Origin of the sequence: Spiroplasma endosymbiont of Cleonymus obscurus (assembly GCF_964273375.1) — a bacterium.
GTDB lineage: Bacteria > Bacillota_I > Bacilli_A > Mycoplasmatales > VBWQ01 > Spiroplasma_E.
In genome coordinates, this window is record NZ_CAXWWA010000001.1 from 38,954 (window position 1) to 65,444 (window position 26,491).

Here is a 26,491-nt window from a genome sequence, read left to right on the forward strand (position 1 = left end):
ATTATGAATAAAGAATTTACTTATTTACATGAAATTAGTTATTGATTATTAAATAAAAGTGATTTTACTCATAGTGAATATAATTTAAGTGGAAGTCGTTATTCAAGTAAAACATATAGTATTGCAGAAGAATTAGCAATATTAATTGCTATTTCAATTAAAGTTAATAAATCAATTGCTATATATTGTTTTAGAAAATTAAATAAAGATATTAATGATTTAGTTAAAGAAATTTATAATGCTTTAATAACAATTGGTTTTAATGATTATAAAGATTTTACTTTAAAATATCCAAATAAACAAGCAGATTTTAGATTTAAAGGTTCAAAATCATTTATTAGAGTTATGGGTGTATAATATAGTAATTCAAATGATAGAATACCTTTAAAAGGTCTTTCTCGTAGTGAAATAAAAGGATTTGATTTAGCAATTGAATGATGTGAAGAAGCAAATGAATTTACTCAAGCAGAATTTCAAGCAATTACATTTGCATTAGGTAATGCTAAAAAAAGAATAAAAATAAAAAGTTGTAATCCAGATAATATTTATCAATATTTTATTGAATATATGAATAATATAGTACCTTTTAATTTAGAAATTATGAAATCTAAAAATGAACAAATTAAATCAGTATTTGATAATAATATATTTAAATTATTTCATTATTCAAATTGAAAAGTAAATGCTCATAATTTGACATTAGATATGATTAATGATTTAGAAGAATTAAAAGTATTAGACCCTATTAAAGCACAAAGTTGATATTATGGTGTACCTAGTGTTTTACAAGGTGCTATATTTGCAAGATATCTTGATAAAGTAAATACTGAATTAGATTTTCAAGTTTCTAAAATAACTGGTGGTTTAGATATAGGTATGGCAACAAGTAGTAGTGGTCATCCAACTGCTGCTTCATTATGATTTATTGGTGAAAATCATAATGGAAGAAGAGCGCATAAAGTAAGTGAATTTTATCATAGTAATGCTAATATTAATGGTCAACCAGCAATGCATTTTAAAAATACTTATGAATTAGCAAATAGTATTATTGATTATTATTTAATTGAAGCACAAAAATATTTTGCTATGTTTAAAGGTTTTACTTGTTATGTTGATTATGGTAATGGTGGTCAAGCATTTATTGATGTTTTAAATGTAGAAAAAAATAAAAGAAATATGAATTGATTAAATTTTGAACCAGTAGATAAATCAGTAATGTATTTAAAAGATAGAATTGATTTTACTACTACTGGATTAATTAAAAATATATTAAGTTATGATTGAAATAATTGCCCAGAAACTAAAAGACAATATAGTTTAATTCAATGATTATCTAAATCTAAAATAGAAAATTCAAATAATGAACCTAAAATGTTAGATTTATATGATGATACTTGAGATAGTGATTGTTATGCATTAATGAATGATATGAAATGATTAATTGAACAAATAAATAATGAATTATTAATTAATAAAACTAAATTTGAATTTGGTAAACAATATAGTTTTATTAATAATAAGGAGTGATAATATGAATTATAGTCCAACAGAATATTTTAGTATACATGAAGATACTTGAGAATTAGATATACCTAGAATTATTGCAAATAAAAGTACAATGTTATGATTAGGTAAAGGTTTATTATTTAAAAGTGAAAATAAAGAATTATTAAATTTTTTAAATAAATTAAAAGATAAAGATAAATGAAATGAAAAATTATATCAATTTGGTATTCAAAATTCATTATTAGGTAAATGTTTTTTAATATGAATGTTAACTAAAAATGGTGAATTAAGTTTAACTTTACCAAGTCCAAGTTTTATGTCACGTGTTGCTAAATTTAATGAACAAGAACAATCAGCAGAATTATTTTTTATGAATGAACAAAGTGATAATGGTAGTTTAACATGAGTAACAATAGAAAATTCAAAAGTAAAAGTTGAAATATTTAATGGTAATAGAGAAATTTTATTAGGTAGTACAAAATCAAAAATTAAACCAGAAAGTCAATTAAAAGAAAAATATGAATTAAAAAATCCATTTGGTTATTTACCAATTGTTGAAATTACAAATTTACCACAAATTCATTTTTATGGTAATAGTACACAAATGAATGCATATCCAGATTGTGCACCAGTATGAAATTTAATATGAGATTTACAACATATTATTAAACAAAAAAGAAAAGAAAGAATATTAAATTTAACTAGATTTTATGGAATTATTGATAATGAAAAATTTAAAGCTTTAAATTTAAGTGATGATTTTCAATCAATTATTAAAGATGCATTTTTAAATATTACTACTGCAAATTATGTAAAAGGTGGTAATGGTGGAGTTGATATTGTACAAGATAATCCAAAATTTGGTGAATATTGACTTGATTATAATGGTACAGCAAAACAAATATTTAATGGTGCTGGTTATGATTATGATGAATTTAATGGTATTAATTATGAAAATAAAACTAAAACATTAATGAATAATAAATTTGATATGCAAACAACAGAAGTTAAAATAACACATTATACAACTTATTTATATAGAATGTTTGATATGTTAGTAACTTTTTCTAAAGATGAAAATGGAAAAGTATATTGAAATGGTAAAGGTGAAAGACCTTATAGTTTTGAATTTATACCAATTGCTATGGTTGACCAATTAGTACAAGATGAATTAATTAATAGTAGATTAAATAATGGAACAATGTCAATAGTTGAAGCAATTAGTTTATATGAAAATATTGATACATTAATGGCAAAACAAAAATTAGAACATATTATTAATGAAAATAAATTTTTAAATAAAAATTTAGGAGATAATACAAATGATAATGAACAACGCAGTAAGAATTCAATTAATGAAACAAGCACATATAGCATTAAAGCAAACTCAACAATTAATAAAGAGATGTAGTTATTGAAAAATATTTCCATTTGTTATTAATAATGGAGCAATTCCTTTAACTGAAACTGGTTATAAACCAATTAATAGTAAAATTAGTGATTTTGGTCAATATGAATTAATATTAACTGGTACTACTCCAGTTGTATGTATTTGAAAAAATAGTACAAAAATATATCAAAAAAATAAAGGTAAAATTAATGAAGAAATACATAAAGTTAATGGTCAAGATGAATTTTATACAAAACAATATAAAATTGGTGATTATTGAAATGCTTATTTAATTGATGATACAAGTGGTGTTGATTTTAGTAATTTACCAAATAATCAAATATTTAAAACAGTACAAACAAAAAGACAATATACTTTAGTAATGTTTGAAGAACATATTACAATTGATGATTATTTACAATTTTTTTGTGTATTTAATGATGAAAATGAAAATATTGGTGGTAATAGTGGTAAAAATCAAGATAGACAATTATTATATATTTCAAATGTAACAAATTATTATAGTCCTTATAATGGTGCATTTAGTATGCAAGTATTAACTTTTAGTAGTTTAAATGATAGAGTAGTTTCTACTGGTCAAAATACACTTGATTTTGTACAGTATGCTTCACCAGGAAGTGGTTATGCTTTCCCTATACTATTCAACAAGGAAAAGTAACTTTAAATCGTACTTTAATGCGTGATATAGGAGTAAGATATAGTCATAGACAAAGTTATGGATTAGAATTATTAACAAGTTGTTATTATTATGGAAGACCAATAATTCAAGGTCAAGAACCAATACAACAAAATAATGAAGAAATATTTGAAAGTAAAGTATTTTCTTCAAGAAGATTATTTATTGCTGGTAATAATGAAAAATCTACAACTGAAGTTAAAAATAATGGTGGTTTACTTGCTGGAATAAATGATAAAATAACTACAAGTTGTCATCCAGAAACAACATTTTATAATATTATGGACGCTAAACCTACTGGATTTACTAATTTTAAAAATTTTACAGAATGATTAAAAACTTCATTAAATTTTCAAGATAATTTATTTGTAACAAAAGATTTTAAAGGTATGTTATCTTTTGATAAAGATAAAGCAAGATTAAGTAATGGTACATCAGTAGGAGAAGCAAAATTCTTTTGAGATAGTGAATGAAATATAAATAATTTAACTGGTAATTATAATGTTGATATGAGTAGTAATTTTAAATATAAAGACCCAGAAAGTGGATTAATTATAGGAAGTCCAACTGTAGATTATAGTAAAATAAGTCAAAAATATATGTCTGCTATATTAAATTTTAATAGTGTAGTATTTAGTCCATTAATACAAATGCCTTATGATAGTCAACAATGATTACCATTTGCATTAAGTGATATTCCTTTAATTGGTAAATTATTAAATGCTTTAACATTAGGTATATGAAGTAGTTGAGTTATTACTCAAAATTCTCAACAATATAAAAAAATATGTTATATTTTAATGGTTTTATGAGTGCATTTTTTACAAGTAATTTAGAAAGTATTATTGGTAATGGTGGTTTAATTCCTTTAAATGCATTTACAAATGATAATGATTTTACTATTGGTAAATTATTAGGTGCAAATGTTTCAACAACTGCTATGACAATGAAATTAAGTGATAGAATAAGTGTTTATCCATGAGATGCTAAAACTGGTAAAAAGTTAGAAGTAAAAGAACAAATAAGTACAGTTGACTTATCACAAAAGAAAACAAAAGAAATTTTTAATCATATAATAGATGATAAAGTATATATAATGGCAGAAGATACTGAATTTTTAGATATTTCTTCACCATTAACTCATGAAGATAAAGATTGTCAATGAAATCCGACAAGTAATGGAGATATTGATGGTTCAAATTATGCTTATATTATTGATACAAGTGTTACTCAAAGTTTACATCAAGGTGAAGAAAGACATACATTTTATAGTGATAATCCTTTTACTTATCAAGGTGATTATAATGAAATATCAATTGCACAATTTCGTTATAATAATATGGGTTATTTAACTGGTAATGCTTTTAATTGAACAACTTTATATAAATTAAATCATGATGAATACTCAGAAAGTGAAGAAACTACATTTAGTTATCCAGCAAAAATATTACCACCAAGTCCACAAAATATAGCAAAACAAATTGTAATAATTCCTAAAAATCCAAGTATAGAGGTTAATATACCACAAACATCCGTATTTAATAATACAAAAGATAAATTAATATGAGATTATAATTCATGAATAGAAAATGTAGTACCTAAAATTAAACCATTAGAAATAAATATTAATTTTAAAGATTATTTAGACCCAACATTATTAATTAAAACTTTTAATGATTTAAAGAGATATTATAAAAGCATAGATATATATTTAAGTTATGAATATGAAACAAATGAGTTTATTAATCATCAAACAGACGGTTGTACTACAACAGAAATTTTTAAACCATCCAAAACTCAAACTTTTATTTTTTCAAGAGATTTAAAAGAATTATCAATATATAATCAACCATTAAAACTAAAATACTATGAAAAGAATAATATTACATATCATGGATTATATGCTGGATATTATGGTAATGGTAAAATAGGGTTAGAAATTGATAGAAATGAATATAAGTTATATAGTATTCAAAGTACTTATATGGAATCTAAAATTGAAGATAATATCACTACACAAAGCATCCAAAATCAAAAAGATACAATCTTAGGATTTTGTGATTTATCTGATAAAGAATTTAAGTGAAAAATACAATTATTACCTAATATTATGCAATTAGAACTTGGTATTTTTAGTGAAAAAGCGGTCTTGGGTTTAATACAATATATAAGATATTATAAATATTATAAATTAAATATATCAAAAATTATTTTTAATCCAAGATAATTGTGTTAAAATAAAAATAAAAAAGTAAGGAATAATTTTATGTTATTATTAGCAAGTATCAGTTCAATATTAGCAATTAAATTAGCAATAATGGGAGCACTTTGTTTAGTCTTTACCTTAATACCTGGTGTGTTATTATTTTGTCATTCTTTCCATGAAAATAAAAAAATAAATTTTAAAGAAAAAAAAACAATTATTGGTAGTATATTTTTAATATTATCATTTTTATCTTTTATAGAAGTAATTGTTTTTACAACCATTACTTAGTACATTGGTAATGTTTAGTAATCTGTGTAACTTACAAAAATAACTATGTTTAATTAATTCTAGTAAATATAATTAAATGACTAGAAAGAGTGAGTTACAGATGGCTAAAAAAGATAACTTTAATAATAATGATCCAATATCAAAAGCAGTAGATTTATTATTAGAAAATACTGAAGATTTAACAACAGTTTTTAAAGAAGGGGGTTTATATAAAGAATTAACAAAACGTTTAGTTGAAAAAATGTTGAATTCTGAGATGCAAAATTATTTAGGATATGAAAAAAATCAACATAGTAATAGTGACAATGCTCGTAATGGTATAAGTTCAAAAAAATTAATAACTCAACAAGGTAAAATTGAGATTGATGTACCACGAGATCGTAATAGTAATTTTACTCCTGTAATAGTGCCAAAAAGACAGAGAAGATTTGATGGTTTTGATCAACAAGTTCTTTCCTTATATGCAAAAGGTATGACATTATCAGATATTAGAATGCAGTTACAAGAGTTATATCAGGGTGCTGATATTAGTGAAAGTATTATTAGTCAAATTACTGATGATGTGATTGATGATGTCAAAGCATGACAAAATAGACCATTAGAAGGTATTTATCCTATTGTTTATTTTGATTGTATAGTAGTTAAAGTACGATAAGATAAACGCATTATTAACAAATCAGTTTATATAGCTTTAGGAGTTGATTTAGAAGGTAAAAAAGATGTTTTAGGTTTATGAATTAGTGAAAATGAAGGTGCTAAATTTTGATTAGCAAATTTAACAGAAATGAAAAATCGTGGCTTAAATGATATTCTTATTGCCTGCAGTGATAATTTAACAGGCATGTCAGAAGCAATACAATCAGTTTATCTTAAAACAGAACATCAATTATGCATAGTTCATCAAATTAGAAATAGTTTGAAATATGTCTCATATAAGCATAGAAAATCTCTAGTTGCAGATTTAAAACCAATTTATACTGCATGTAGTGAAGAACAAGCAATGCAGGCTTTAGAATCCTTTGAAAATAAGTGAAATAAACACTATCCTCAAATTGCTAAATCTTGATATAAAAATTGAGATAATTTAATGGTTTTTATTAGTTATCCTGCAGAAATTAAAAGAGTGATTTATACAACAAATGCTATTGAATCTGTAAATAGTCAATTACGAAAAATTATCAGAAATAAAAAAGTTTTTCCTAATGATATGGCAGTTTTTAAAATATTTTATTTAGCAATTGAAAATATAACAAAAAAATGAACAATGCCCATTCAAAATTGAAATACAGCAATTGCTCATTTTATGATAAAATTTGAAGATAGAATTAATCTAAACTAGTACTTTGTAAAACAAAGTTACACAGATTACATAAAAGCCTCAGTACATTTCCCCACAATCTTAAATATTAATGTATAATTTATTTGTAATACTTATCAAGGGTTATAGAGAAAGATAAGTATATAATTTCACTGTTATATTATTAGGTTGGCACCTAATTAAAAAGTTACCTTAATTGGTAACTTTTTTTATATTTATCTAAATAAAAAAAGAAGACATGAAATTCATCATATATCACCAGTGTACAGATTAATTATAATCCTATGGCTATCTTCTTTTATTATGGAATGGCAACACTTTTTAGGACTATTTTTTGGTAGACATTTGTGCTTGATATTTAACTGGAGTTAAGTATTTTAGAGTGCTGTGAATTCTTATGTTGTTGTATCAATTGATGTAATCAAATAATTCTAGTTTTAATTGGATTAATGATGTAAAATTTTTATCATTAATAAATTCTGTTTTGAAACTTTTAAAAGTTGCTTCAGCAACAGCATTGTCATAAGGGCATCCTTTTTTGTTTAAAGATCGAGTTATGTTGAATGCTAATAAAAGTTTATCAATAGTTTTATTATTAAATTCATTACCGCGATCACTATGAAATATTTGGATATCTTTTAAACAGCGATTTGATTGCATAAATGCTTGATGTACTAATGGTGCATCTTTTTTAACTCCAACACTATGTCCGATAATTTCGCGGTTGTACAGATCAATTAATAAGCAAATATAGTTTCATTTACCATTAACTTGAACGTAAGTTAAATCACTAACAATAACTTCATTTTTAACTCTATTATTAAAGTTTCTATTAACAAGATTGGTAATTTTACTATCATTCACTCTATCATGATGATTTTTGAATGATAATTTAGTGTATTTTGATATTAAATTATGTTTATTCATAATTTCTTTAATTTTTCTGCGTGATAAGTAAATTTCTTGTTTTGCTAGTATGACTTTTAATCTTCTAGTACCATAAACTTCTTTATTTTCTTTAAAAGCACTAATAACAGCTTCATCATAAATATTTGATTTTTTTCTTTTTTCTTTAAATTAAAATAATATGTTGATTTAGAAAGTTTTAAAAAACGACACATTGTGCGCATTTTATATTTAACTTTATTTTTAGCAATAATTTCTATTTTCTGCCTATTATTAGTGCTGCTTGCTTTAAAATATCATTTTCCATTCGTAACTGTTTTAATTCTTTTCTTAATTTAATTAATTCATTTTCTTCAACAGAACGGTTATCTTTAGATTTAAAACTACCTGAATTAGTAAATTGCTTAATTCAATTATAAGTAGCTGCTCTTGTAACATTGTACTCTTTAGCAAGACAAGATACTGATTTGCCACTTTGATATAAAGCTACTATTTGTTTTTTAAATTCATCTGAATATGAGTTAATATTGGCCATAATTATTGTTCCTTTCTTTTCACTAATTTGTTCACTTGTCTACGTAATTAGTGTCCAATAAAGTGTAACCCATCCATAAATTTTCACTTTAATATTTAATGGTAATGTTTGTAAATTAACACCTTCAATAATATATCCATGATCATTACATTCAAAAATAATTTTATTTTCATAAAATTCTTTAATAATACCTAAAAATATTCATCCATGACTTATTCCTCCTTTTCTATTCTTACTATTAATTAGATGAAAAAGAAAAATAAACCTTTTTATTTTTTAAAATTATGTTCAATTGAAAGCACATCATCATCATTTTCAATTGTTTCTAACAATATATCAATTAATTTAATTTGTTGTTGATCAGTAATGGTAATCAATTCATGGGGAATATTAACAATTTCATTAGTAATAAAATCATTAATATTATTTTTTTCTAATAAATTAGTTACAGCATTTAACTGTTTAGGATTAACTTCAATATCAATGATATCTTCATTTTTTTCAATATTAAAAATTTCAAAATCAATTATTAACTCCAAAATTTCTTCAACTGATAATAAACTTGAAAATTGAATTACCCCCGTTGTTTGAAATAAATATTGAACAGAATTAGTAGCAGCTAAATGACCACCCAATTTATTAAAATAACTTCGAATATTACTTGCAGTTCGATTTTTATTATCAGTTAAACAATGAATAATTATGGCAATATTACTTGGTCCATATCCTTCATAAGTGACTGCTTCATAATTAGTTGTTTCATTTTTATTACTAGCTTTATTAATAGCACGATTAATATTATCCTTTGGCATATTTATACGTCGTGCTTTTTCTAACATTAATTTCAATCGCGGATTATTTTCAACATTTGCACCACCTAATTTAACAGCAACATAAATTTCTCTTGATAATTTTTGAAAAATTTTACCACGTTTGTTATCTTGGGCATCTTTACGATGTTTAATATTTGCATATTGTGAATGTCCAGCCATATTCTCATTCCTTTATTTTTTTCTTGTTCATTTCGGAGCTTGCGGTACAGGTATTCTTTTGTGTGCACTATTCTGATGCATAAATTCAATTTTATTAATTACTGATGATGGTATTAATGATTTATTTCCTAGTAAATATTGATCTAATTGTTCATACTTAAATTGCATTTCCATTTCATCAGTTTGTCCATCTCATAAACCAGCAGTTGGCTTACGAATAATGATCTCTTCACTAACTTTTAATATCTTTGCTGCAGCAAAAACATCTTTTTTTAACAAATGAATAATTGGTAATAAATCAACACCACCATCACCATATTTAGTAAAATAACCAATGTGTCATTCATCACTATTATCTGTTCCTACAACTAAATAATTATGATTTTGTGCATATGCATAAAGAGTATTCATTCTTAATCTAGCTTTTAAATTGCCTAAAATTAATTTTGATTTTTCTATATTAATTTCAGTTTCTAATGTTTTTTTAAAACTTAAAAAAACATTATTTAAATTAACTACTTTGGCATTTAATTTATGAATATTAACTAAATTATTTGCATATTCTAAATCAATATCTGGTGAAAAACAAGGCATAATTAATGCTAAATGATCATTAGGAAAAGCTTTTTTAATCAATAATGCTACTACTGCTGAGTCAACACCACCACTTAAACCAACAATTAAACCTTTGGCATTTGCTTTTTTTACTTCACTTTGTAAAAATTTAATAATTTCATCTAAATATTGTTCTAAATTCATAATTATTCACTCTCTTTTATTTCTTCAGACATTTCAAAAATATTGTTATAATGTCCAGCAATTTTATTATGGGTTTTATCTAAAGTTTCAATGGCTTTATTAGTTGTATCAAAACCAGCCTTAACTTTTTCTCATCTATCAACCCAACGATCAAAATCATCTTTGAATAAACGTAATTTTTTTGCCATTTTTTCTAAATTTTTATTAAAATCAATGTCTTTACGATTTTTATCAACTGTAAATAAAACAGCAGATAAAGTAGTAGGAGAGGTAATTCAAACACGTTTCTTAAAAGCATATTCAACAATATCATCAGCAAATTGTGCGTAAATAAAAGCAAATATTTCTTCAGAAGGAATAAACATTACTGCGCTAGAAATCTTATTTTTAATATTAATATATTTTCCAACTTCATCAATTCGTTTACGAATATCATTACGAAAATCTTTTAAATAATTTTCTTTAACTTTAATATCTTCACTTACTAAATACCTTTGATAGTTATCAATTGAAAACTTTGAATCAATAGCAATTCCTTCTTTTTCAGAATCTGTTTTTACATAGGCATCAACAACTTTGCCATCAATTGTTTTATATTGTCGTTCTCATAATTTTTGATTTGAACCCAACATATTAGTCAAAATTTTTTCTAAAACAAATTCACCAACATTACCACGTTTTTTAGTATTAATAAAAACTTCTTGTAAACTTTGAATATTATCATTAATTTTTCCTAAAACAGTTGATGATTCTTGTAACTTTGCTAAATCTTTAATAACATCTACTACTTGTCTTTGAATGACATCAGCATTGCGTTTATAATCATCTTCTTTTTTATCTAAATTTTTTTGAAAATTATCAATATTACTCATTAAATTAATTAATTTTTCGGTTTTATCACGATCCGAACCATTTCATGATGTTTTAAAATCATTTAATTGTTCTTTTAAAGTTTCTACTTGCATTTTTAAAAAGTCTTGTGCAATTGGGTCACTAGTAACATTCTGACTTTTTTTAATTTGCATATAAATTATTAAGCCACCAATACTACTAATAATTAAAATAACTACCAATAAACTAATTACTATTTCCATTTCCTATTTTCCTTTGCCCTTTTTTTTATTCTTCTTCTCAAATCATATCATAATTAAAAATCTTAACATGATCACCTTTTTTTATTCCTTGCTTTCTTAATTCATCATAAATTCCTAAATCTTGTAATTTAATTTTAAATAATAAAATATTATGATAATTATTTAAAGGATTTTTTTGATATATTACTTCAACGGTTTTACCAGAAATAGTTCATTGATTATTTGCAAATTTAGTAATAATAACTTGTGGAACTTCTTCTTTATTAGTATATTCATAAAGAATATGTTCTTCATTATTTTCATTATTATTAACTTGATGCAGTTGTTCTTTTTCAACAGCTTTAGCAATATCTTTAATTAATATATCCAAACTAATATGTTTCATAGCAGAAATTGCAATTATTGGTAATTTAATTTGTTCTTTTAATTTCTCTAAATTAGTTTGTGCATCTGGTAAATCAATTTTATTTGCAACAATTAAATGCGGTTTTTTTGTCAAATCTTTATTATAACTTTCTAATTCACTCATAATTAATTGATAATTTAAAAAATGATCTTGAGTCTTATCACTAATATCAATCATATGTACTAAAACTTGACAACGTTCAATATGACGCAAAAACTGTAAACCTAGTCCTTTTCCTAAACTAGCTCCTGCTATTAATCCAGGCAAATCCGCCATAACAAAATTATTATTTTTATCAACTCTAACAACACCTAAATGTGGATTAAGAGTAGTAAAAGGATAATCAGCAACTGTTGGAGTTGAAGCAGAAATAGCTCCTAATAATGTTGATTTACCGGCGTTAGGCAACCCAACTAATCCGGCATTGGCCAATAATTTCAACTCACAAATTATTTCAAAATGTTGTCCAGGCATTCCTTTTTCACATATTTTAGGTACTCGATTTATTGCCGAAGCAAAACGAGCATTTCCTCGTCCACCAAGACCACCGGCAGCAATTATTATTTCTTGTTTATCTTTAATAATATCACCAAGAATATTTTGAGTTTTGTTATCTCTAATAATAGTACCTATTGGAACTTTTACATAAGTATTGGTTCCTTTACGTCCATGCATATTTTTGGGTGCACCATTTTTACCATCTTCAGCAGTTATCTCTTTATTTTTACGTAAGTCTAATAGAGTATTCATACCTGAATCACCAATAAAGATAATATTACCGCCTCTTCCTCCATCTCCACCAGATGGACCACCTTTGGCTACATAAAGTTCACGACGAAAAGCAACAACACCATCACCGCCTTTGCCGGCAGTAACTTTTAATTTTGTTACATCTATAAAACGCATTTCTTACTCCTTTTTTATATTAAAAAAAACTCTTATTATATAGTGTTAACATTTTTGTGTAAAATACTATTTTATTTTTCATATAATTTTAGTATACAGATATTATTGTTAAAAAAATAATAATTTACTATATCTAGTTAATATTTTTTGTAAACTATTTTTGCTTTATGAAAATTAAAAAAATGTTTGGAATGGCAACCCTTTTTAGGACTATTTTTTGGTAGACATTTTTTCATGATATTTAACTGGAGTTAGGTAGTTTAAAGTGCTGTGGATTCGTATGTTGTTGTATCAATTGATATAATCAAATAATTCTAATTTTAATTGGATTAATGATGTAAAATTTTTATCATTAATAAATTCAGTTTTGAAAGTTTTGAAAGTTGCTTCAGCAACAGCATTATCATAAGGACAACCTTTTTTGCTTAAAGAACGGGTAATATTGAATGCTAATAAAAGTTTATCAATAGTTTTATTATTGAATTCATTACCGCGATCACTATGAAATATTTGAATATCTTTTAAACAGCGATTTGATTGCATAAATGCTTGATATACTAATGATGCATCTTTTTTAGTACCTACACTATGTCCAATAATTTCGCGGTTAAATAGGTCGATTAATAAGCAAATATAGTTTCACTTACCATTAACTTGAACATAAGTTAAATCACTAACAATAACTTCATTTTTAAGCCTATTATTAAAGTTTCTATTCACAAGATTGCTTATTTGGCTATCATTGACTTTGTTATGATGATTTTTAAATGATAATTTAGTGTATTTTGATATTAAATTATGCTGATTCATAATTTCTTTAATTTTTTTGCGTGATAAATAAATTTCTTTATTTTCTAGACTGACTTTTAATCTTCTTGTTCCATAAACTTCTTTATTTTGTTTAAAAGCACTAATAACAGCTTCATCATACATATTATTTTTGATTTTATCTTCTTTTTTCTTTAAATTAAAATAATATGTTGATTTAGAAAGTTTTAAAAAACGACAAATTGGACGAATTTTATATTTAGATTTATTATTTGTAATAATCTCTACTTTCTGCCTATTATTAGTGCTGCTTGCTTTAAAATATCATTCTCCATTCTTAATTGTTTTAATTCTTTATTTGCTTGAATTAATTGTTTTTCTAAATCCGAAAGATTATCTTTAGTTTTAAAACTGCCTGAATTTGTAAATTGCTTAATTCATTTATAAGTAGCTGCTCTTGTAACGTTGTATTCTTTAGCAAGGCAAGATACTGATTTGCCATTTTGATATAAAGATACTATTTGTTTTTTAAATTCATCATTATATGAGTTAATATTGGCCATAATTATATTTCCTTTCTTTTAACTAATTTGTTCACTTGTCTACGTAATTAGTGTCCAATAAAGTGTAACCCATCCATTTTTAATCATATTTTATCATTCCTTAAAAAATGCTTGTTTATAATGATGAGTATGTTTTTTTGTTTTTCTATGTGTTATATGTTCAATTTCTTTTTGTATTTTATTTTTGCTTTTTCTTAATTTTTTCTTACTTTTTGCTATAACTTGACTATATGCAAATTTTTCTAAATGATGTAATAATCCCGTACCAAATAAAGTATTAACTGAAAATTTTAAATCAACATTTTTAAATGATTTATTAATATTTTTCATAGGATTATCGATAACATTAACAACTTTATAATAAGTTCTCGTAGTTCTTAATATTATTCTATATGTCTTAAAACTATCTCTAATTATTTGTTGAATAATTGGTGGAGCAAATGCTATTGATTTTAATCATTTATTTTGATTAACTCCATAACCAATGTATCAACCACTATATCAACGATATCAATGAAATGGATGTATTTGTGTAACAAAAGTTTCTGCTTTAATAATACTATCGACAACTACAATAGGCTTATATTTAGAATTACGATGATAAATAGTAATTGCACATTTATTTAATGACAAAGGTTGAATTTTACAACCCATAAATACTGGTGAATTTAATGGAATTAATTGCGCATGCTGAATTGCTCTTTTTTCTGCACTAGTAAATAAATCAGTTGCTTTTTGTTTTAATTTATTAATCTTTTCAAATGCTTTTTTTTCTAACTTTTCAAATTTTTCTTGTAATTTATATATACTTTCTCGTATTTTTTCAAAATATGTTGTATCTTTTCAAAACTTTTTTAAACCTTTTTTAAAATAAAATCTAATATCAAAATATTTAAAAATTTTATTCAGTCTTATAATATTTTTATTAATTAAGTCATTTTGAATTCAATAAAATTTATGAGCATTAGCACGAATTTTTTGTAAATCTAAAATTAAAGTTTTTCCATATCTATTTTCTGTTTGTATTGTATGAACTAAATTTAATCAATCATGTTGATTCATTTCTAATGCTTTTTTTAAATCAGTATTATATTTTTTTAAAAAGTTATTTGTTTTTTCGATATCTTTAATTTTAAATTTTGGAGTTAAATGGGGACTTAATTTTATTAATGTATTTTGTAATAATAAGTGTTCTTTTAACTTTTGTGTTTCTAATTTTTGAAAATTATTCTTAGAACCTGTTTAGAATCTTTTTAATAAAACTGAAATAAATGAAAGAACAACCATTTGTAAACTAGTATTTAGTTTTCTTTCACAATTTTTTCATAATCTTCTGTATTTTTCTAATCAAGCAAAGCTTCGTTCTACAATTCATCTTTTTGGTAATACTACAAAAGTATGTAATTCATTGCGTTTTATCACTTCAACATTTGCATTTATGATTGTTTTGATTTCAGAAGCAAATTTTTCACCAGTATAACCAGCATCTACTATTATTTTTTGAACTGCAGAAAGATTTTCTTTTTCATTTTCAATCATTATTATAGCGCTATTACGATCTGTTTTTTCTGCCGTGGTTATGTAAATTGCATGTGGTAAACCTTGAGAATCAACAACAATATGACGTTTTATGCCTGAAATCTTTTTACCAGCATCATAACCTTTATTTTCAGTAGTATCTGTATTTTTAACACTTTGCGAATCAATTATACAAAAACTAGTTTGTTCTTTGCGATTATTGTTGATACGAACTTTTTTAACTAATTTTTTTTAAAATTAATTGCAATACACTAGGTTCTTTACCATTATTTTTACTTCAAATTTGAAAATAATAATATACAGTTTGTCATTTTGGAAAATTTTTTGGTAACATTCTTCATTGACAACCACTTTTTAATACATATAAAATTGCACAAAATATTTCATATAAATCTAAACTTCTTGGTTTTGTTTTCTTTTTACTATTTTCTAAAATTGATTTTATGTTTTCAAATTGTTCTTTGGTGACATGACTTGGATAATTTTTATGCATATATACCTCTTATTTTAAAATATATAATCATTTTACATTATTTTCGAAAAGATTCTAAACAGGTTCTTATATTGTCTTTCAGCAACATAACCTAAATCTCGTAATATTGTTTCACGATTAGGACTAAAACTATAATTCATTAAATAACGTTTATTACCAATAATTTTATCTGTTAAAATTTCTTTTCCACTTACTTGACTAATAATTTCTTGTAAGTTTTTTACTTCTTTAATTCCAACTTGTTCTAATGTTTTAGTTTTTTGTGCTAATTTAATAAATTTAGTTGTACGATAACCACGACTAATTTTATTAAGTCCAGCAAATGCAGGAAGTATATTAAAGAAAGTATTTAATTTTGTTACATTTCCTTTTAAATAATCATAAACTTGATTAATAGTAAAATCAGTTAAAAACTCTACACCAACAGCACTAATACTAGCAACTAAATCACTTGCACCTAATCCAAGTGCAAAACTTTCACTTAATCCACCAGTAAAAGGAGCAAGTGCTACTGCTATTACTTGTACACCAATCATTTCTAAAATTTCTCATCAAAAACTTTTATTTTCTTGTTGTTTACTTATTCTAGTATGTTTGGGTTTATTTATGTTTAAAAGTATTGCTGTATTAGTTGTACCGATTGGCATGGTATTAATTTCCTTTATTTAAGAGTTATTTTAATTTGATTTGTTGTTCCTTTATAATTTAAGTCATTAACATTTGCAGTAATAGTTATATATAAGTCACCGGCTTTTTGTTTTTGATTACTTACATTAGTTTTTCCTTGTGCATCACTAAAATATTTAATAGTTGGATTTGTTAAATTTGGATTTAATGATTTAAGTTCATTAGTACTTTTTATTTGTGTATTTAATTCACTATTATTGTTATTAACATTTGCAGTAATATCAATTGTTAAACTTGTAATTTTAGTTATTAAATCAGTTTTTTTCTGTTTTAATAACTCCACATAACATTCATATTGATGTTGTTTCATTATTAGAAATATATGGTATTGCTTCTCCAACAACTTCACCAGCAACTTTATATGCTCTTCCTGCTTTATCATCTTTAATAAAATCTACATAAATAACTGTATTTTCTATCATGTATCTTTTCATTGCTCTTGGTGTTGCTAAAATAAAGGTCATTAATTGTTGTTCATTTTTATCATTAGTAAAAACCATATAGTCATCAAGAACGATTTCACATAATACACCTTTTACATATAAATTATTTCCATTTAAACGTAATTGTTGTGCCAACTGATTATCAGTAATTAAACCTTTATTATCTGCTAAATAAACTAAACTATCATAAAGACCATTAGTAATAAAAAATTTACTATTTGCAATATTTCTAAATTGAAACAAAGTATTTCAAGCAGATAACATTGATTTTAAATAGCCTACTGGTGTTGTATCTTCAATATCGATTTTAGTAGCAAATTTTGCAATTGCTTGTGTATCATCAATTGCCAATTTATCTGCTAAATCATTTGCAACTTCATATTGCATACTATCTAATAAATTTTGTCCATTATTTGCTTTTAAATCTACATCTGCAATAATTTCTCCTGCAAGATATTTTTTAGTTATTTTTTTACTAATTTTATCTGTATCAACATATGGTAATTCATATCTTTTACTTTTATCATCTCAAGCAATAATTTTAACTTCTGGTTTTTTTGGTTTTTTAACAATAAACTCAATATTTACTGAGTCAACAATTTCAGTAGGGAAAAAGTTTACCCATGGACTATTTGAAATTTTAAAAAACTCTATAAATTCTGGTGCTTCTACTAATCTCTCTGTATTGTCTAAATTTTGATTAAATGGTACTGACATTTTATTTCTTCCTTTCGTTTATAAATAATTTTTCTTTTTATAATTAATTAAAAAATTTTCTTTATCATTTGGTTTATTATTAATAATTATTTGTTTATTGCCACCTGTATTAATTGTTTCTTTAAATACTGGTTGTTCTTTAATCATTTTTTAATAGTTTCTTCAATTTTTGAATTTTCTAAATTATTAGTTTTAAATTTTAAATAATCATAAAATTCAGTTTTAACTTGATATTTTTTAAATATATTAATCATTTCTTTTTCTTTAATTTCTTGATTAAGTTTATTTAACTTATTTTCTGCTTCATTAACTTTATTTTCTATTTCTTGTTGAGCATTATTTTCAGTTAAAGGTTCAGTTGTTTGTTGAACATTATCTTCATTTTCTAACATTTAACATTCTCCTAATCTTATTCCAGTAATCAATCTTTAACTAATTGTGGCATTTCACTTATTAGTTTTTTATAATCATTAACAGCATTTTCTAATGTATTGATATCAGAAAATTTAAAACAATTATCAATATGTAAATCAAAATCTCTATCAATACTGATATCTTGTTTTCTATATTTTTCATTAAATTCAATTTTTGTCATATTATTTTTCTCCTTTATTAATTTTTTCATTTAATTTTGCTAATTTTTTTTGATGTTTTATAATTTTGTTATTTGCTCTAACATGTTTTGGAGTTGTGATAAATCTTTTTAATAAAACAATAATTTCTCTGCAAATTAATGTTCCAACACTTGTTCCAATAATTATTAATTCATGTAAAAATTCTTTCATTTCAATATTTTCCTTTCAACTATTTATTTTTAATTTTTAATTATTCATCAAATTGACCACCATTAATTCTTTCAATCATTGATTTTGAATTACTCATAATGCTTACTAATAAGGCAATTTCTTTATTTAATTGTTCCATTTTATCTTTATATGTCTGAATTTCATTATTATAATATTCAATTATTTTTTCTTTATTCATAAATTATTCACCTCCTTTATAAACTCATGTGATTATAATCTCAATTTAATGAAGTATTATCATGATTTAATGGTACTTCGCTCATATTATCACTACCATAATATTGACTTGCAGTTTCACTATTAATAGTAAATCTATTATCATTAATTAATCTTGTAGCTTCATTTGTAAATGGTGTTTCTTGCATTTCTTCAATATGATTTGTATTTTCCATAGGTAATAAATTATGAATAATTTCACTTGCACCAGCAATTATAGTAGGTATTGCATAAGCATTATTAAAATCATTATTTATACCCATTGCTACACCACTTGATATTAAACAACCACCAGTAGCCATATTACAAATCTTTCTTATTACTTCAAATTTATTAGGTATTAACTCAGTTAATCCACTAATAAGATTTGAAATACCATAAGCATTTAAACTAATATATGTATCTCAATCCATTAATGACTGATGTTCTTGTTTATCTAATAGTAATCATGGAGGACCCTCAGTTGTAGTTGTAGTAGTTATTGGAGTTGGTGTTGTTGGAATAATAGGATTAATATTATTTTCTGTTCATTTACTATAATTTGCTAATCCAATTGTTCCTAAACCTAGTAATATTTTTTTACTACTATTAATTAATTTAGTTTTAGTATTTGGTCTTTGATTTAAATTTCAAATATCTAAACCTAATTTTTTACCAAATAATAAACTATTAATTGAACCTAATACTGGATTTGCAATTACTTGACCATAATAAGCACTTGTACCAATCATTGCACAAATTGGACTTATTCCAATTCTAATTAATTTAGTTAAAGTATAATTTGATTGATTTTCTATACTTGGCATTTTATTCTCTTTTAATTTTCTAATTTTTTAATTGTTACTTTAATTCAACCTTGATAAACATCATTATCACCAACTATTAATGCAACATTACTTTCTGGGTCAGAAACAATTATATGTTTTGATTTAACATTTGGGTATTGTCTTAAAATAATTGCTCTAATATCATTACTTGTATGAATTGCTTTTGGAAATGGTGATAATATTTCAATTTCATCTTTATTTTCAAATAAAGTAGGCAATACTATCATTAGTCAAATTCACCTTTTTCTATTTTTTCAATTAATAAATTTAAAATATTTTTGTCAAAATCAGAGTTTGTATAATTAATTTTTTTAGTTCATTTAATTATATCTTTCATATATTTAAGTAATTTTTCTTTATTCATTATCAAAGTCTCCCTCATTAATATAAATCTGAAGATTAAATAAAACACTTTCTTTTCCTATTTTAAATAAATTACTAGAATTAGATTCTTTATTTTCTTTTAGAGTTGTTATAATAAAATTAATTAATTTTTCTTTATTAATACAATTTTTATGTCTTGATTTATTAATTTCATCAACTTTAATTCTATGTTCTTTACAATATGCTCTTCCATATTCATCAAATTGCTCATCTGTCATATTTTCACATTGTCTTTGTCTTTGTTCATTTTTAATTTCATCATAATATGGTTCATGAATAAATTTTTCAAATGTTATTGTTTCAGTTCATGTACATCTATTCATTATTTATTCTCCTTATTTGATTATTTTTTTTCTAAATTTTTTGCAATTGAATTTAATAATTTTAAAACTTTATATTCATTTTTTAATTCTTTAATAATAAATATTAAAAATATTATTAGTGTTATGCTTGTTATTAATATTGGTACTATTAATAAAATTTTTCATAATATCATTTTTTACTCTTTTCATTTTTTAAATCATTTAACATTGATTGAACAAAATGCACGATTTTTAGGAATATTTAAAGTATTAAAAATTTGACCAGTTACTAAAATTTCATCATTTTTGTTTAATAAAATACATCGATTATAAAGTTTTGGTTTATTAAAAATTAAAGTAACATAGTTTAATCCATTTCATTGAGCACGAACACTATAATATAATTCCTTATTACCTTTTTCGTAATATTTTGCTTCAATAGTGTTACTTAGTTTTACTGTTAATTTGACATAATTGGCTTTATCTTTCATTTTTATAATTCCTTAAATAGTATTGAATATGCTTATATGCATCTTGTTCATGTTTTGTTAATTTTATATTTCCTTTATAATTTTCTATTTTATTTTTATTTTTTGGTTCACTTTCTTGATAATCTCAGTTCATAATATCTTGAACTAATACCATTAACGCGCCAATAATTTTAGGAGTTGCTAATGGATTAGTTAATAACTGCTTTGAACTTAAAAACAAATTTTCTACAATAACTAATATTTTTTTATCAAAAAATTGTTCTTTAATTATCGATAGTATTCTTTTAAAACGATTTTTACTTTCAAAAACATGTGTTGTGTTGAATGTTTCCATATAAATAATTCTATTTGTTTCATTTGAATATATAACAATTCCAGCGGGGTCAATTCCAATAATTAAGTCATATTGCATAATTAATCAAATTCACCATTTTGAATTTTTTCTTGTAATTTCATTATTAATTTAAGTTTTCAATTACTAATATTAATTTTAATTTCATCACTAATATCATCTTTAAGTAATTCCATAAATTCATTATCAAGATAATAAATTAATTTTTCTTTATCCATTTTTATACCTCCTACTTAACCTAACATTTAAAATACAGTCATAACAAATTGCTTTACCATTTTTATCTCTTAAAAAATATTTTCTTGTTTTTATATCATTAGTATTAAAGAATAAATAATCTAATTTATTTTGTTTACATGTTCAACAAAAATACTTTTTCATTATGAGTTGAAATTTCCTTATAAGAAGTAACTAAATAATTAATTGGTAAATCATCATGTTTATATGGATTATTTATTTTAAAATCTTTTCTGTTTTCTTCTCACGTAATGTTATATTTAAAACAAGGATTAGTAATTTTAGTTTTGTTATCTGTTATTTCACCGATAAATCAACTATTATGCTGTTCATAAAATTTTAATGGTTCAAGTTTTATATCATTAAGATAATATTCTTTTGGAGCGGTTGGTTTATTAACAGTTATTTTTTGGTCTTTAATATATGGTTCTAATAATTTTATTAATTCATTACCACTTAATTCTCTTTTAATATTTTCTAAATTAAAAACTCAATATGTATATTTATCATCAGCAATAAAACTATTATTTTTAACCATTCATTTTGGACATTGTAATTTATATTCACCATAATCATTAAGAATAGATTGTGGTCTATCTTTAACAATTTGTTCTTTTTTAAATTCTATTTGCATAATAATCCTTTCCTAATATGTTCTGTTGCTTCTAGCATAAAGAACATATATTTTGATTTTTAGATTATTAATAATACTACTATTTGTTTTATTCATTCCAGCAATTCTGGGCTCAAAAATAAATTTCAAAAAAAATAAAAAATAAAACCAACACTTGCTCACTGAGGAGTGGCAAGGTTGGTTAAATAAAGAATAGAATTAATACAATAGGTCCCTACAACAGGTCTATATACACTAGTTTCCAATTCGCTCCCACCCCAAGAATTACCATTTCTGGTTAGTATATTTTATTAGGCATCATCCACTTCTTATTTATCCATGCAAGTCCACATGCTAGCCACTATTTTGAACAACTGTGTTGTGGTTCACTTTTTTAATTCCTTAACACGTGTTGATAATAGTATTAAAGAAAATTATTAAAAATTTTAAAATTTTACAATTACAAAAAAAGACAAGATTATTTCTTGTCTTTTTCCTTAATAACTTTGATAATAATTTTTATTTTTTTTAAATGTATATTTTTTAAAATACGTCGAATATAAATTTTAAAATTTAAGGGTTAAAGAGAGTAATTTTGTCTAATTTTCATTATTTTTCAAATAATTCATTTTTGGAAATAAGTTACTAATGTAATAATTAATTATTTCGTAAATTTGACAAAACGTCCTTTTCTTAATATTATTTTGATTTATTAATTTGATTCAATATTCTACTTGCATCTAAATTAAATGGTATTACAATAATTTCATAGTGAATAATTTCGCGATTAGGATATCCAAATTTTGTCACTATTTCTTTAAAACTTAGATGAAATAGTGTTGCTAATTCTAATGTTTCAAATGCTTTATATTTTATGTCATCACTTTGATTTGTTTTATATTTTAATAAATAAATTTCTTTGAGTTTTATTTTCATTTCATTTTTATTGCCATTCATTTTTTTACCTCTCAAACTTATATAATTTAACAAGTAAATTATATATAAATTATATCATTTTACTTAATTCATATTTAGTATTTTTTATTAAAAAATTTTAATAAATATACAATAAAAATATGATTATGAAAACGTAGGTGATTTTGCAATAATATCATCATTAATTTTCTCTATATTCTCATTCTCATTTATATCTTTTATATCATCATCATTTAGTGTTGCTTCTTTTCCTAAATTTTGATTTCATTTTTCAATTTTTAAGATATGTATTTTAATCTTTGTCATTCTGAATCCCCTCTTAATAAAAAACCTTGTATGAATAAATTATACAAAAAATTTTTTTTACTTTTAAAAATATAAATTTTTATTATAAGAATATTAAATAAAAATTAAATAAAATATTGTTATTATATATTGCAATCGTGATTGAACAAATATATAATATCTCTGTTGCTCTTTTTGGGACTATAGCTCAGCTGGTTAGAGCGCACGCTTGATAAGCGTGAGGTCGATGGTTCAAGTCCATTTAGTCCCACCATTATATGTGAAATTATGAAATAAACAGTTTTGTTTATTTTTTTTTATTTAAATCAAATTAAAAATTATAATAAAGATGTAAATCAATTGATTTATTAAGAATATAAAAAGTTATATTAAAAACCTATGATTAATCAGATATTTTAATTAGTGATAGGTTTTTAGTAATTGTTATTTTTTTTAGTATGTTTTATATTATTAATTTTTTTTATTTTTGAATTATAAATTAATATATAATATATCAGTATATTAGTATTAAGTATATTAACCATATAGTAATTATTATATTTAAGTAGTTAGGAGAATGAGTATGAAAAAACAAGAAATATTAAAACCAGTTATTAATAGTTCTTTAGTTGAAGATGATGTTAATGCTAAATCAAAAGAAAAACATAAATTTCTAAATTTTATAAATTTTATTAAATCATATTTTAAAAACTGACGTAATCATTATAACCGTAATGTAATAGTTAATCCCGAAGATGCTCAATATGCAGTTTTAATTCGTGATTTTACTAAACAGTTTAAAAAATTTAAAGCTGTTGATAATGCTATTATTAAAGTTAAAAAAGGTACTATTCATGGTTTTATTGGTCCAAATGGATCAGGTAAAACTACTACTATTAAGTGTTTAATTAGCGCTATGGTTGAAACACACGGTGATTTAATTATTCATGGTAAGCGTTCATGAACAGTTGAAGCAAAAAAACAAGTAGGTTATATTCCAGAAGCTGCAAGATTTCCTAAACGAATTACTACTTATGATTATTTAATTTCAATGGGACAAATTAGTGGTTTGAAATATAAAATTGCTAAGGAAAAGACAGAAATGATTTTAAAGGAATTAGATTTATGAAAATTTAAAAAACGCAACCCTAATGCTTATTCTTCGGGTATGAAGAAAAAGGTGTTATTAGCACAATCACTATTAAATAATCCAGATGTCTTAATTTTAGATGAAACCAGCCGCTAATCTTGATCCAACAGCAAGAACAGAACTGTTTAATGATTTAAGAAAGCTTCGTGAACAAGGTAAAACTGTTTTTATTTCATCACATATTTTATCTGAATTACAAAATTTAGCCGATGAAGTTACTGTTTTAAATTATAATAAAGTTGTTTATACAGGATTGGTTAATAAAACTGATTCATTATATGAAATAAGTTCTAATAATAACAATAATAAATTAATGAAGTTATTAATAGATAAAAAATTTTCAGTAGATGTTAATGAAAATCGTTTATTGGTAAATATTAAAACTGAAGCACAAGTTGCAGAAGTATTAGCAATTGCTTTAAGTGCTAATATCATCATTACTTATTTAAAACCATATACTGTTGATTTGCAAACAATGTATGAACGAATTGTTATGGAATCTAATGATAAAAATAAGAAGGGAGAAAAATAATGCCAATATTTCGTTATACTTTTAAAAAGATGATTGCTACTCCTTCAACTTGAATTATTTTTATTATAACTTTAATTTTTCTTGCTTTATCTTGGTCTTTAATTTCGTTATTTGTGGGTTCTGAAGCAATAAAACAATTAACTTAGGTAATGTTTAGTAATCTGTGTAACTTACAAAAATAACTATGTTTAATTAATTCTAGTAAATATAATTAAATGACTAGAAAGAGTGAGTTACAGATGGCTAAAAAAGATAACTTTAATAATAATGATCCAATATCAAAAGCAGTAGATTTATTATTAGAAAATACTGAAGATTTAACAACAGTTTTTAAAGAAGGGGGTTTATATAAAGAATTAACAAAACGTTTAGTTGAAAAAATGTTGAATTCTGAGATGCAAAATTATTTAGGATATGAAAAAAATCAACATAGTAATAGTGACAATGCTCGTAATGGTATAAGTTCAAAAAAATTAATAACTCAACAAGGTAAAATTGAGATTGATGTACCACGAGATCGTAATAGTAATTTTACTCCTGTAATAGTGCCAAAAAGACAGAGAAGATTTGATGGTTTTGATCAACAAGTTCTTTCCTTATATGCAAAAGGTATGACATTATCAGATATTAGAATGCAGTTACAAGAGTTATATCAGGGTGCTGATATTAGTGAAAGTATTATTAGTCAAATTACTGATGATGTTATTGATGATGTCAAAGCATGACAAAATAGACCATTAGAAGGCATTTATCCTATTGTTTATTTTGATTGTATAGTAGTTAAAGTACGACAAGATAAACGCATTATTAACAAATCAGTTTATATAGCTTTAGGAGTTGATTTAGAAGGTAAAAAAGATGTTTTAGGTTTATGAATTAGTGAAAATGAAGGTGCTAAATTTTGATTAGCAAATTTAACAGAAATGAAAAATCGTGGCTTAAATGATATTCTTATTGCCTGCAGTGATAATTTAACAGGCATGTCAGAAGCAATACAATCAGTTTATCTTAAAACAGAACATCAATTATGCATAGTTCATCAAATTAGAAATAGTTTGAAATATGTCTCATATAAGCATAGAAAATCTCTAGTTGCAGATTTAAAACCAATTTATACTGCATGTAGTGAAGAACAAGCAATGCAGGC

The 26,491-nt window shown here is 23.7% G+C and carries 36 protein-coding genes, 1 tRNA gene and 2 pseudogenes; 13 read left to right on the forward strand and 26 right to left on the reverse strand.

Annotated features, from left to right (window positions below; genetic code table 4):
• Window positions 1-3 precede the first annotated feature (3 nt).
• The 8 genes and pseudogenes from ACI2WJ_RS00300 (at window position 4) to ACI2WJ_RS00335 (ending at window position 7,426) form a co-directional block, all read left to right on the forward strand.
• Window positions 4-357 carry a hypothetical protein gene (locus ACI2WJ_RS00300; protein WP_400254483.1) on the forward strand — a complete coding sequence of 118 codons (354 nt, stop codon included), beginning with the start codon at window positions 4-6 and terminating at the stop codon, window positions 355-357.
• Between the two features lie 210 nt (window positions 358-567).
• A complete protein-coding gene (locus tag ACI2WJ_RS00305; RefSeq protein ID WP_400254484.1) occupies window positions 568-1,530 on the forward strand; it encodes a hypothetical protein in 963 nt (320 codons plus the stop codon).
• A 1-nt stretch (window position 1,531) separates the two neighbouring features.
• Window positions 1,532-2,917 (forward strand): hypothetical protein, encoded by a 1,386-nt coding sequence (locus tag ACI2WJ_RS00310; RefSeq protein WP_400254485.1) that lies wholly within the window; start codon window positions 1,532-1,534, stop codon window positions 2,915-2,917.
• Complete coding sequence (locus ACI2WJ_RS00315; protein ID WP_400254486.1) at window positions 2,829-3,575, forward strand: hypothetical protein; 747 nt, start codon at window positions 2,829-2,831, stop codon at window positions 3,573-3,575. Before ACI2WJ_RS00310 ends, ACI2WJ_RS00315 begins: the two co-directional genes overlap by 89 nt.
• 17 nt (window positions 3,576-3,592) lie before the next feature.
• Window positions 3,593-4,429 carry a hypothetical protein gene (locus ACI2WJ_RS00320; RefSeq protein WP_400254487.1) on the forward strand — a complete coding sequence of 279 codons (837 nt, stop codon included), beginning with the start codon at window positions 3,593-3,595 and terminating at the stop codon, window positions 4,427-4,429.
• On the forward strand, window positions 4,381-5,820 hold the full coding sequence (locus ACI2WJ_RS00325; RefSeq protein WP_400254488.1) for a hypothetical protein: 1,440 nt from the start codon (window positions 4,381-4,383) through the stop codon (window positions 5,818-5,820). The genes ACI2WJ_RS00320 and ACI2WJ_RS00325 overlap by 49 nt, the downstream gene beginning before the upstream one ends.
• A gap of 39 nt (window positions 5,821-5,859) precedes the next feature.
• A complete protein-coding gene (locus ACI2WJ_RS00330) occupies window positions 5,860-6,087 on the forward strand; it encodes a hypothetical protein (RefSeq protein ID WP_400254489.1) in 228 nt (75 codons plus the stop codon).
• A 100-nt stretch (window positions 6,088-6,187) separates the two neighbouring features.
• Window positions 6,188-7,426: pseudogene (locus tag ACI2WJ_RS00335) on the forward strand (IS256 family transposase).
• Between the two features lie 306 nt (window positions 7,427-7,732).
• Here ACI2WJ_RS00335 and ACI2WJ_RS00340 read toward each other — a convergent pair.
• The 26 genes and pseudogenes from ACI2WJ_RS00340 to ACI2WJ_RS00465 form a co-directional block, all read right to left on the reverse strand.
• A pseudogene (locus tag ACI2WJ_RS00340) lies at window positions 7,733-8,846 on the reverse strand (IS3 family transposase).
• Between the two features lie 269 nt (window positions 8,847-9,115).
• Window positions 9,116-9,838 carry a YebC/PmpR family DNA-binding transcriptional regulator gene (locus tag ACI2WJ_RS00345; protein ID WP_338957462.1) on the reverse strand — a complete coding sequence of 241 codons (723 nt, stop codon included), beginning with the start codon at window positions 9,836-9,838 and terminating at the stop codon, window positions 9,116-9,118.
• A gap of 12 nt (window positions 9,839-9,850) precedes the next feature.
• A complete protein-coding gene (gene nadE / locus ACI2WJ_RS00350) occupies window positions 9,851-10,597 on the reverse strand; it encodes an NAD(+) synthase (RefSeq protein WP_338957464.1) in 747 nt (248 codons plus the stop codon).
• A gap of 2 nt (window positions 10,598-10,599) precedes the next feature.
• The gene (locus tag ACI2WJ_RS00355; RefSeq protein WP_252319141.1) at window positions 10,600-11,691 is read right to left on the reverse strand and encodes a DNA recombination protein RmuC; all 1,092 of its coding nucleotides are present in this window, start codon (window positions 11,689-11,691) and stop codon (window positions 10,600-10,602) included.
• 25 nt (window positions 11,692-11,716) lie between these two features.
• Window positions 11,717-13,003: a GTPase ObgE gene (gene obgE, locus ACI2WJ_RS00360; RefSeq protein WP_400254490.1), complete on the reverse strand. Its 1,287-nt coding sequence runs from the start codon at window positions 13,001-13,003 to the stop codon at window positions 11,717-11,719.
• A gap of 210 nt (window positions 13,004-13,213) precedes the next feature.
• Window positions 13,214-14,334, reverse strand: a protein-coding gene (locus ACI2WJ_RS00365) for an IS3 family transposase (protein WP_400254491.1) whose coding sequence is annotated in 2 segments (ribosomal slippage) — window positions 13,214-14,091 and window positions 14,091-14,334 — 1,122 coding nt in all. Because the reading frame shifts where the segments join, the coding sequence is not laid out codon by codon here.
• A 90-nt stretch (window positions 14,335-14,424) separates the two neighbouring features.
• Window positions 14,425-15,396, reverse strand: coding sequence for a hypothetical protein (locus ACI2WJ_RS00370; RefSeq protein ID WP_400254492.1), 972 nt, complete (start codon window positions 15,394-15,396; stop codon window positions 14,425-14,427).
• 180 nt (window positions 15,397-15,576) lie between these two features.
• A protein-coding gene (locus ACI2WJ_RS00375; RefSeq protein ID WP_400254448.1) for an IS5 family transposase occupies window positions 15,577-16,366 on the reverse strand; the annotation gives its coding sequence in 2 pieces (ribosomal slippage) (window positions 15,577-16,104 and window positions 16,106-16,366; 789 coding nt in all).
• Window positions 16,367-16,398: 32 nt separating this feature from the next.
• Window positions 16,399-17,013 (reverse strand): hypothetical protein, encoded by a 615-nt coding sequence (locus ACI2WJ_RS00380; protein ID WP_400254493.1) that lies wholly within the window; start codon window positions 17,011-17,013, stop codon window positions 16,399-16,401.
• A gap of 14 nt (window positions 17,014-17,027) precedes the next feature.
• Window positions 17,028-17,336 (reverse strand): hypothetical protein, encoded by a 309-nt coding sequence (locus tag ACI2WJ_RS00385; protein ID WP_400254494.1) that lies wholly within the window; start codon window positions 17,334-17,336, stop codon window positions 17,028-17,030.
• Window positions 17,296-18,213 (reverse strand): hypothetical protein, encoded by a 918-nt coding sequence (locus tag ACI2WJ_RS00390; RefSeq protein ID WP_400254495.1) that lies wholly within the window; start codon window positions 18,211-18,213, stop codon window positions 17,296-17,298. The genes ACI2WJ_RS00385 and ACI2WJ_RS00390 overlap by 41 nt, the downstream gene beginning before the upstream one ends.
• Before the next feature lie 86 nt (window positions 18,214-18,299).
• The gene (locus tag ACI2WJ_RS00395) at window positions 18,300-18,605 is read right to left on the reverse strand and encodes a hypothetical protein (protein WP_400254496.1); all 306 of its coding nucleotides are present in this window, start codon (window positions 18,603-18,605) and stop codon (window positions 18,300-18,302) included.
• A 17-nt stretch (window positions 18,606-18,622) separates the two neighbouring features.
• The gene (locus ACI2WJ_RS00400; protein WP_338959402.1) at window positions 18,623-18,808 is read right to left on the reverse strand and encodes a hypothetical protein; all 186 of its coding nucleotides are present in this window, start codon (window positions 18,806-18,808) and stop codon (window positions 18,623-18,625) included.
• Between the two features lies 1 nt (window position 18,809).
• Window positions 18,810-18,998: a hypothetical protein gene (locus ACI2WJ_RS00405; protein ID WP_174481134.1), complete on the reverse strand. Its 189-nt coding sequence runs from the start codon at window positions 18,996-18,998 to the stop codon at window positions 18,810-18,812.
• A 40-nt stretch (window positions 18,999-19,038) separates the two neighbouring features.
• On the reverse strand, window positions 19,039-19,197 hold the full coding sequence (locus ACI2WJ_RS00410) for a hypothetical protein (RefSeq protein ID WP_338959405.1): 159 nt from the start codon (window positions 19,195-19,197) through the stop codon (window positions 19,039-19,041).
• A gap of 16 nt (window positions 19,198-19,213) precedes the next feature.
• Window positions 19,214-20,041, reverse strand: a complete 828-nt coding sequence (locus tag ACI2WJ_RS00415; protein ID WP_400254497.1) for a hypothetical protein — start codon at window positions 20,039-20,041, stop codon at window positions 19,214-19,216.
• Between the two features lie 11 nt (window positions 20,042-20,052).
• Window positions 20,053-20,289 (reverse strand): hypothetical protein, encoded by a 237-nt coding sequence (locus ACI2WJ_RS00420; RefSeq protein WP_400254498.1) that lies wholly within the window; start codon window positions 20,287-20,289, stop codon window positions 20,053-20,055.
• Window positions 20,289-20,426, reverse strand: coding sequence for a hypothetical protein (locus ACI2WJ_RS00425; protein WP_281747958.1), 138 nt, complete (start codon window positions 20,424-20,426; stop codon window positions 20,289-20,291). Before ACI2WJ_RS00425 ends, ACI2WJ_RS00420 begins: the two co-directional genes overlap by 1 nt.
• Window positions 20,419-20,769: a hypothetical protein gene (locus tag ACI2WJ_RS00430; protein ID WP_338957301.1), complete on the reverse strand. Its 351-nt coding sequence runs from the start codon at window positions 20,767-20,769 to the stop codon at window positions 20,419-20,421. The genes ACI2WJ_RS00425 and ACI2WJ_RS00430 overlap by 8 nt, the downstream gene beginning before the upstream one ends.
• Before the next feature lie 20 nt (window positions 20,770-20,789).
• Window positions 20,790-20,942 (reverse strand): hypothetical protein, encoded by a 153-nt coding sequence (locus ACI2WJ_RS00435; RefSeq protein ID WP_338957299.1) that lies wholly within the window; start codon window positions 20,940-20,942, stop codon window positions 20,790-20,792.
• A 3-nt stretch (window positions 20,943-20,945) separates the two neighbouring features.
• Entirely contained in the window at window positions 20,946-21,239 is a 294-nt protein-coding gene (locus tag ACI2WJ_RS00440) for a hypothetical protein (protein WP_338957297.1), read from the reverse strand.
• Entirely contained in the window at window positions 21,229-21,651 is a 423-nt protein-coding gene (locus ACI2WJ_RS00445) for a hypothetical protein (RefSeq protein WP_400254499.1), read from the reverse strand. The genes ACI2WJ_RS00440 and ACI2WJ_RS00445 overlap by 11 nt, the downstream gene beginning before the upstream one ends.
• A gap of 2 nt (window positions 21,652-21,653) precedes the next feature.
• Window positions 21,654-21,809 (reverse strand): hypothetical protein, encoded by a 156-nt coding sequence (locus ACI2WJ_RS00450; RefSeq protein WP_338957292.1) that lies wholly within the window; start codon window positions 21,807-21,809, stop codon window positions 21,654-21,656.
• A 134-nt stretch (window positions 21,810-21,943) separates the two neighbouring features.
• Window positions 21,944-22,462: a hypothetical protein gene (locus ACI2WJ_RS00455; RefSeq protein ID WP_400254500.1), complete on the reverse strand. Its 519-nt coding sequence runs from the start codon at window positions 22,460-22,462 to the stop codon at window positions 21,944-21,946.
• Between the two features lie 678 nt (window positions 22,463-23,140).
• Window positions 23,141-23,398 (reverse strand): hypothetical protein, encoded by a 258-nt coding sequence (locus ACI2WJ_RS00460; RefSeq protein WP_281748997.1) that lies wholly within the window; start codon window positions 23,396-23,398, stop codon window positions 23,141-23,143.
• A 123-nt stretch (window positions 23,399-23,521) separates the two neighbouring features.
• Window positions 23,522-23,683 (reverse strand): hypothetical protein, encoded by a 162-nt coding sequence (locus ACI2WJ_RS00465; protein ID WP_252319474.1) that lies wholly within the window; start codon window positions 23,681-23,683, stop codon window positions 23,522-23,524.
• Window positions 23,684-23,859: 176 nt separating this feature from the next.
• Here ACI2WJ_RS00465 and ACI2WJ_RS00470 point away from each other — a divergent pair.
• The 5 genes from ACI2WJ_RS00470 to ACI2WJ_RS00490 form a co-directional block, all read left to right on the forward strand.
• Window positions 23,860-23,936: transfer RNA gene (locus ACI2WJ_RS00470), tRNA-Ile, on the forward strand.
• 309 nt (window positions 23,937-24,245) lie between these two features.
• A complete protein-coding gene (locus tag ACI2WJ_RS00475; protein ID WP_400254501.1) occupies window positions 24,246-24,908 on the forward strand; it encodes an ATP-binding cassette domain-containing protein in 663 nt (220 codons plus the stop codon).
• Window positions 24,892-25,344: a hypothetical protein gene (locus ACI2WJ_RS00480; RefSeq protein WP_400254502.1), complete on the forward strand. Its 453-nt coding sequence runs from the start codon at window positions 24,892-24,894 to the stop codon at window positions 25,342-25,344. The genes ACI2WJ_RS00475 and ACI2WJ_RS00480 overlap by 17 nt, the downstream gene beginning before the upstream one ends.
• Entirely contained in the window at window positions 25,344-25,490 is a 147-nt protein-coding gene (locus ACI2WJ_RS00485) for a hypothetical protein (RefSeq protein ID WP_400254503.1), read from the forward strand. Before ACI2WJ_RS00480 ends, ACI2WJ_RS00485 begins: the two co-directional genes overlap by 1 nt.
• A 93-nt stretch (window positions 25,491-25,583) precedes the next feature.
• A partial coding sequence (locus ACI2WJ_RS00490) for an IS256 family transposase (RefSeq protein ID WP_450097634.1) occupies window positions 25,584-26,491 on the forward strand: 908 nt, incomplete at its 3' end.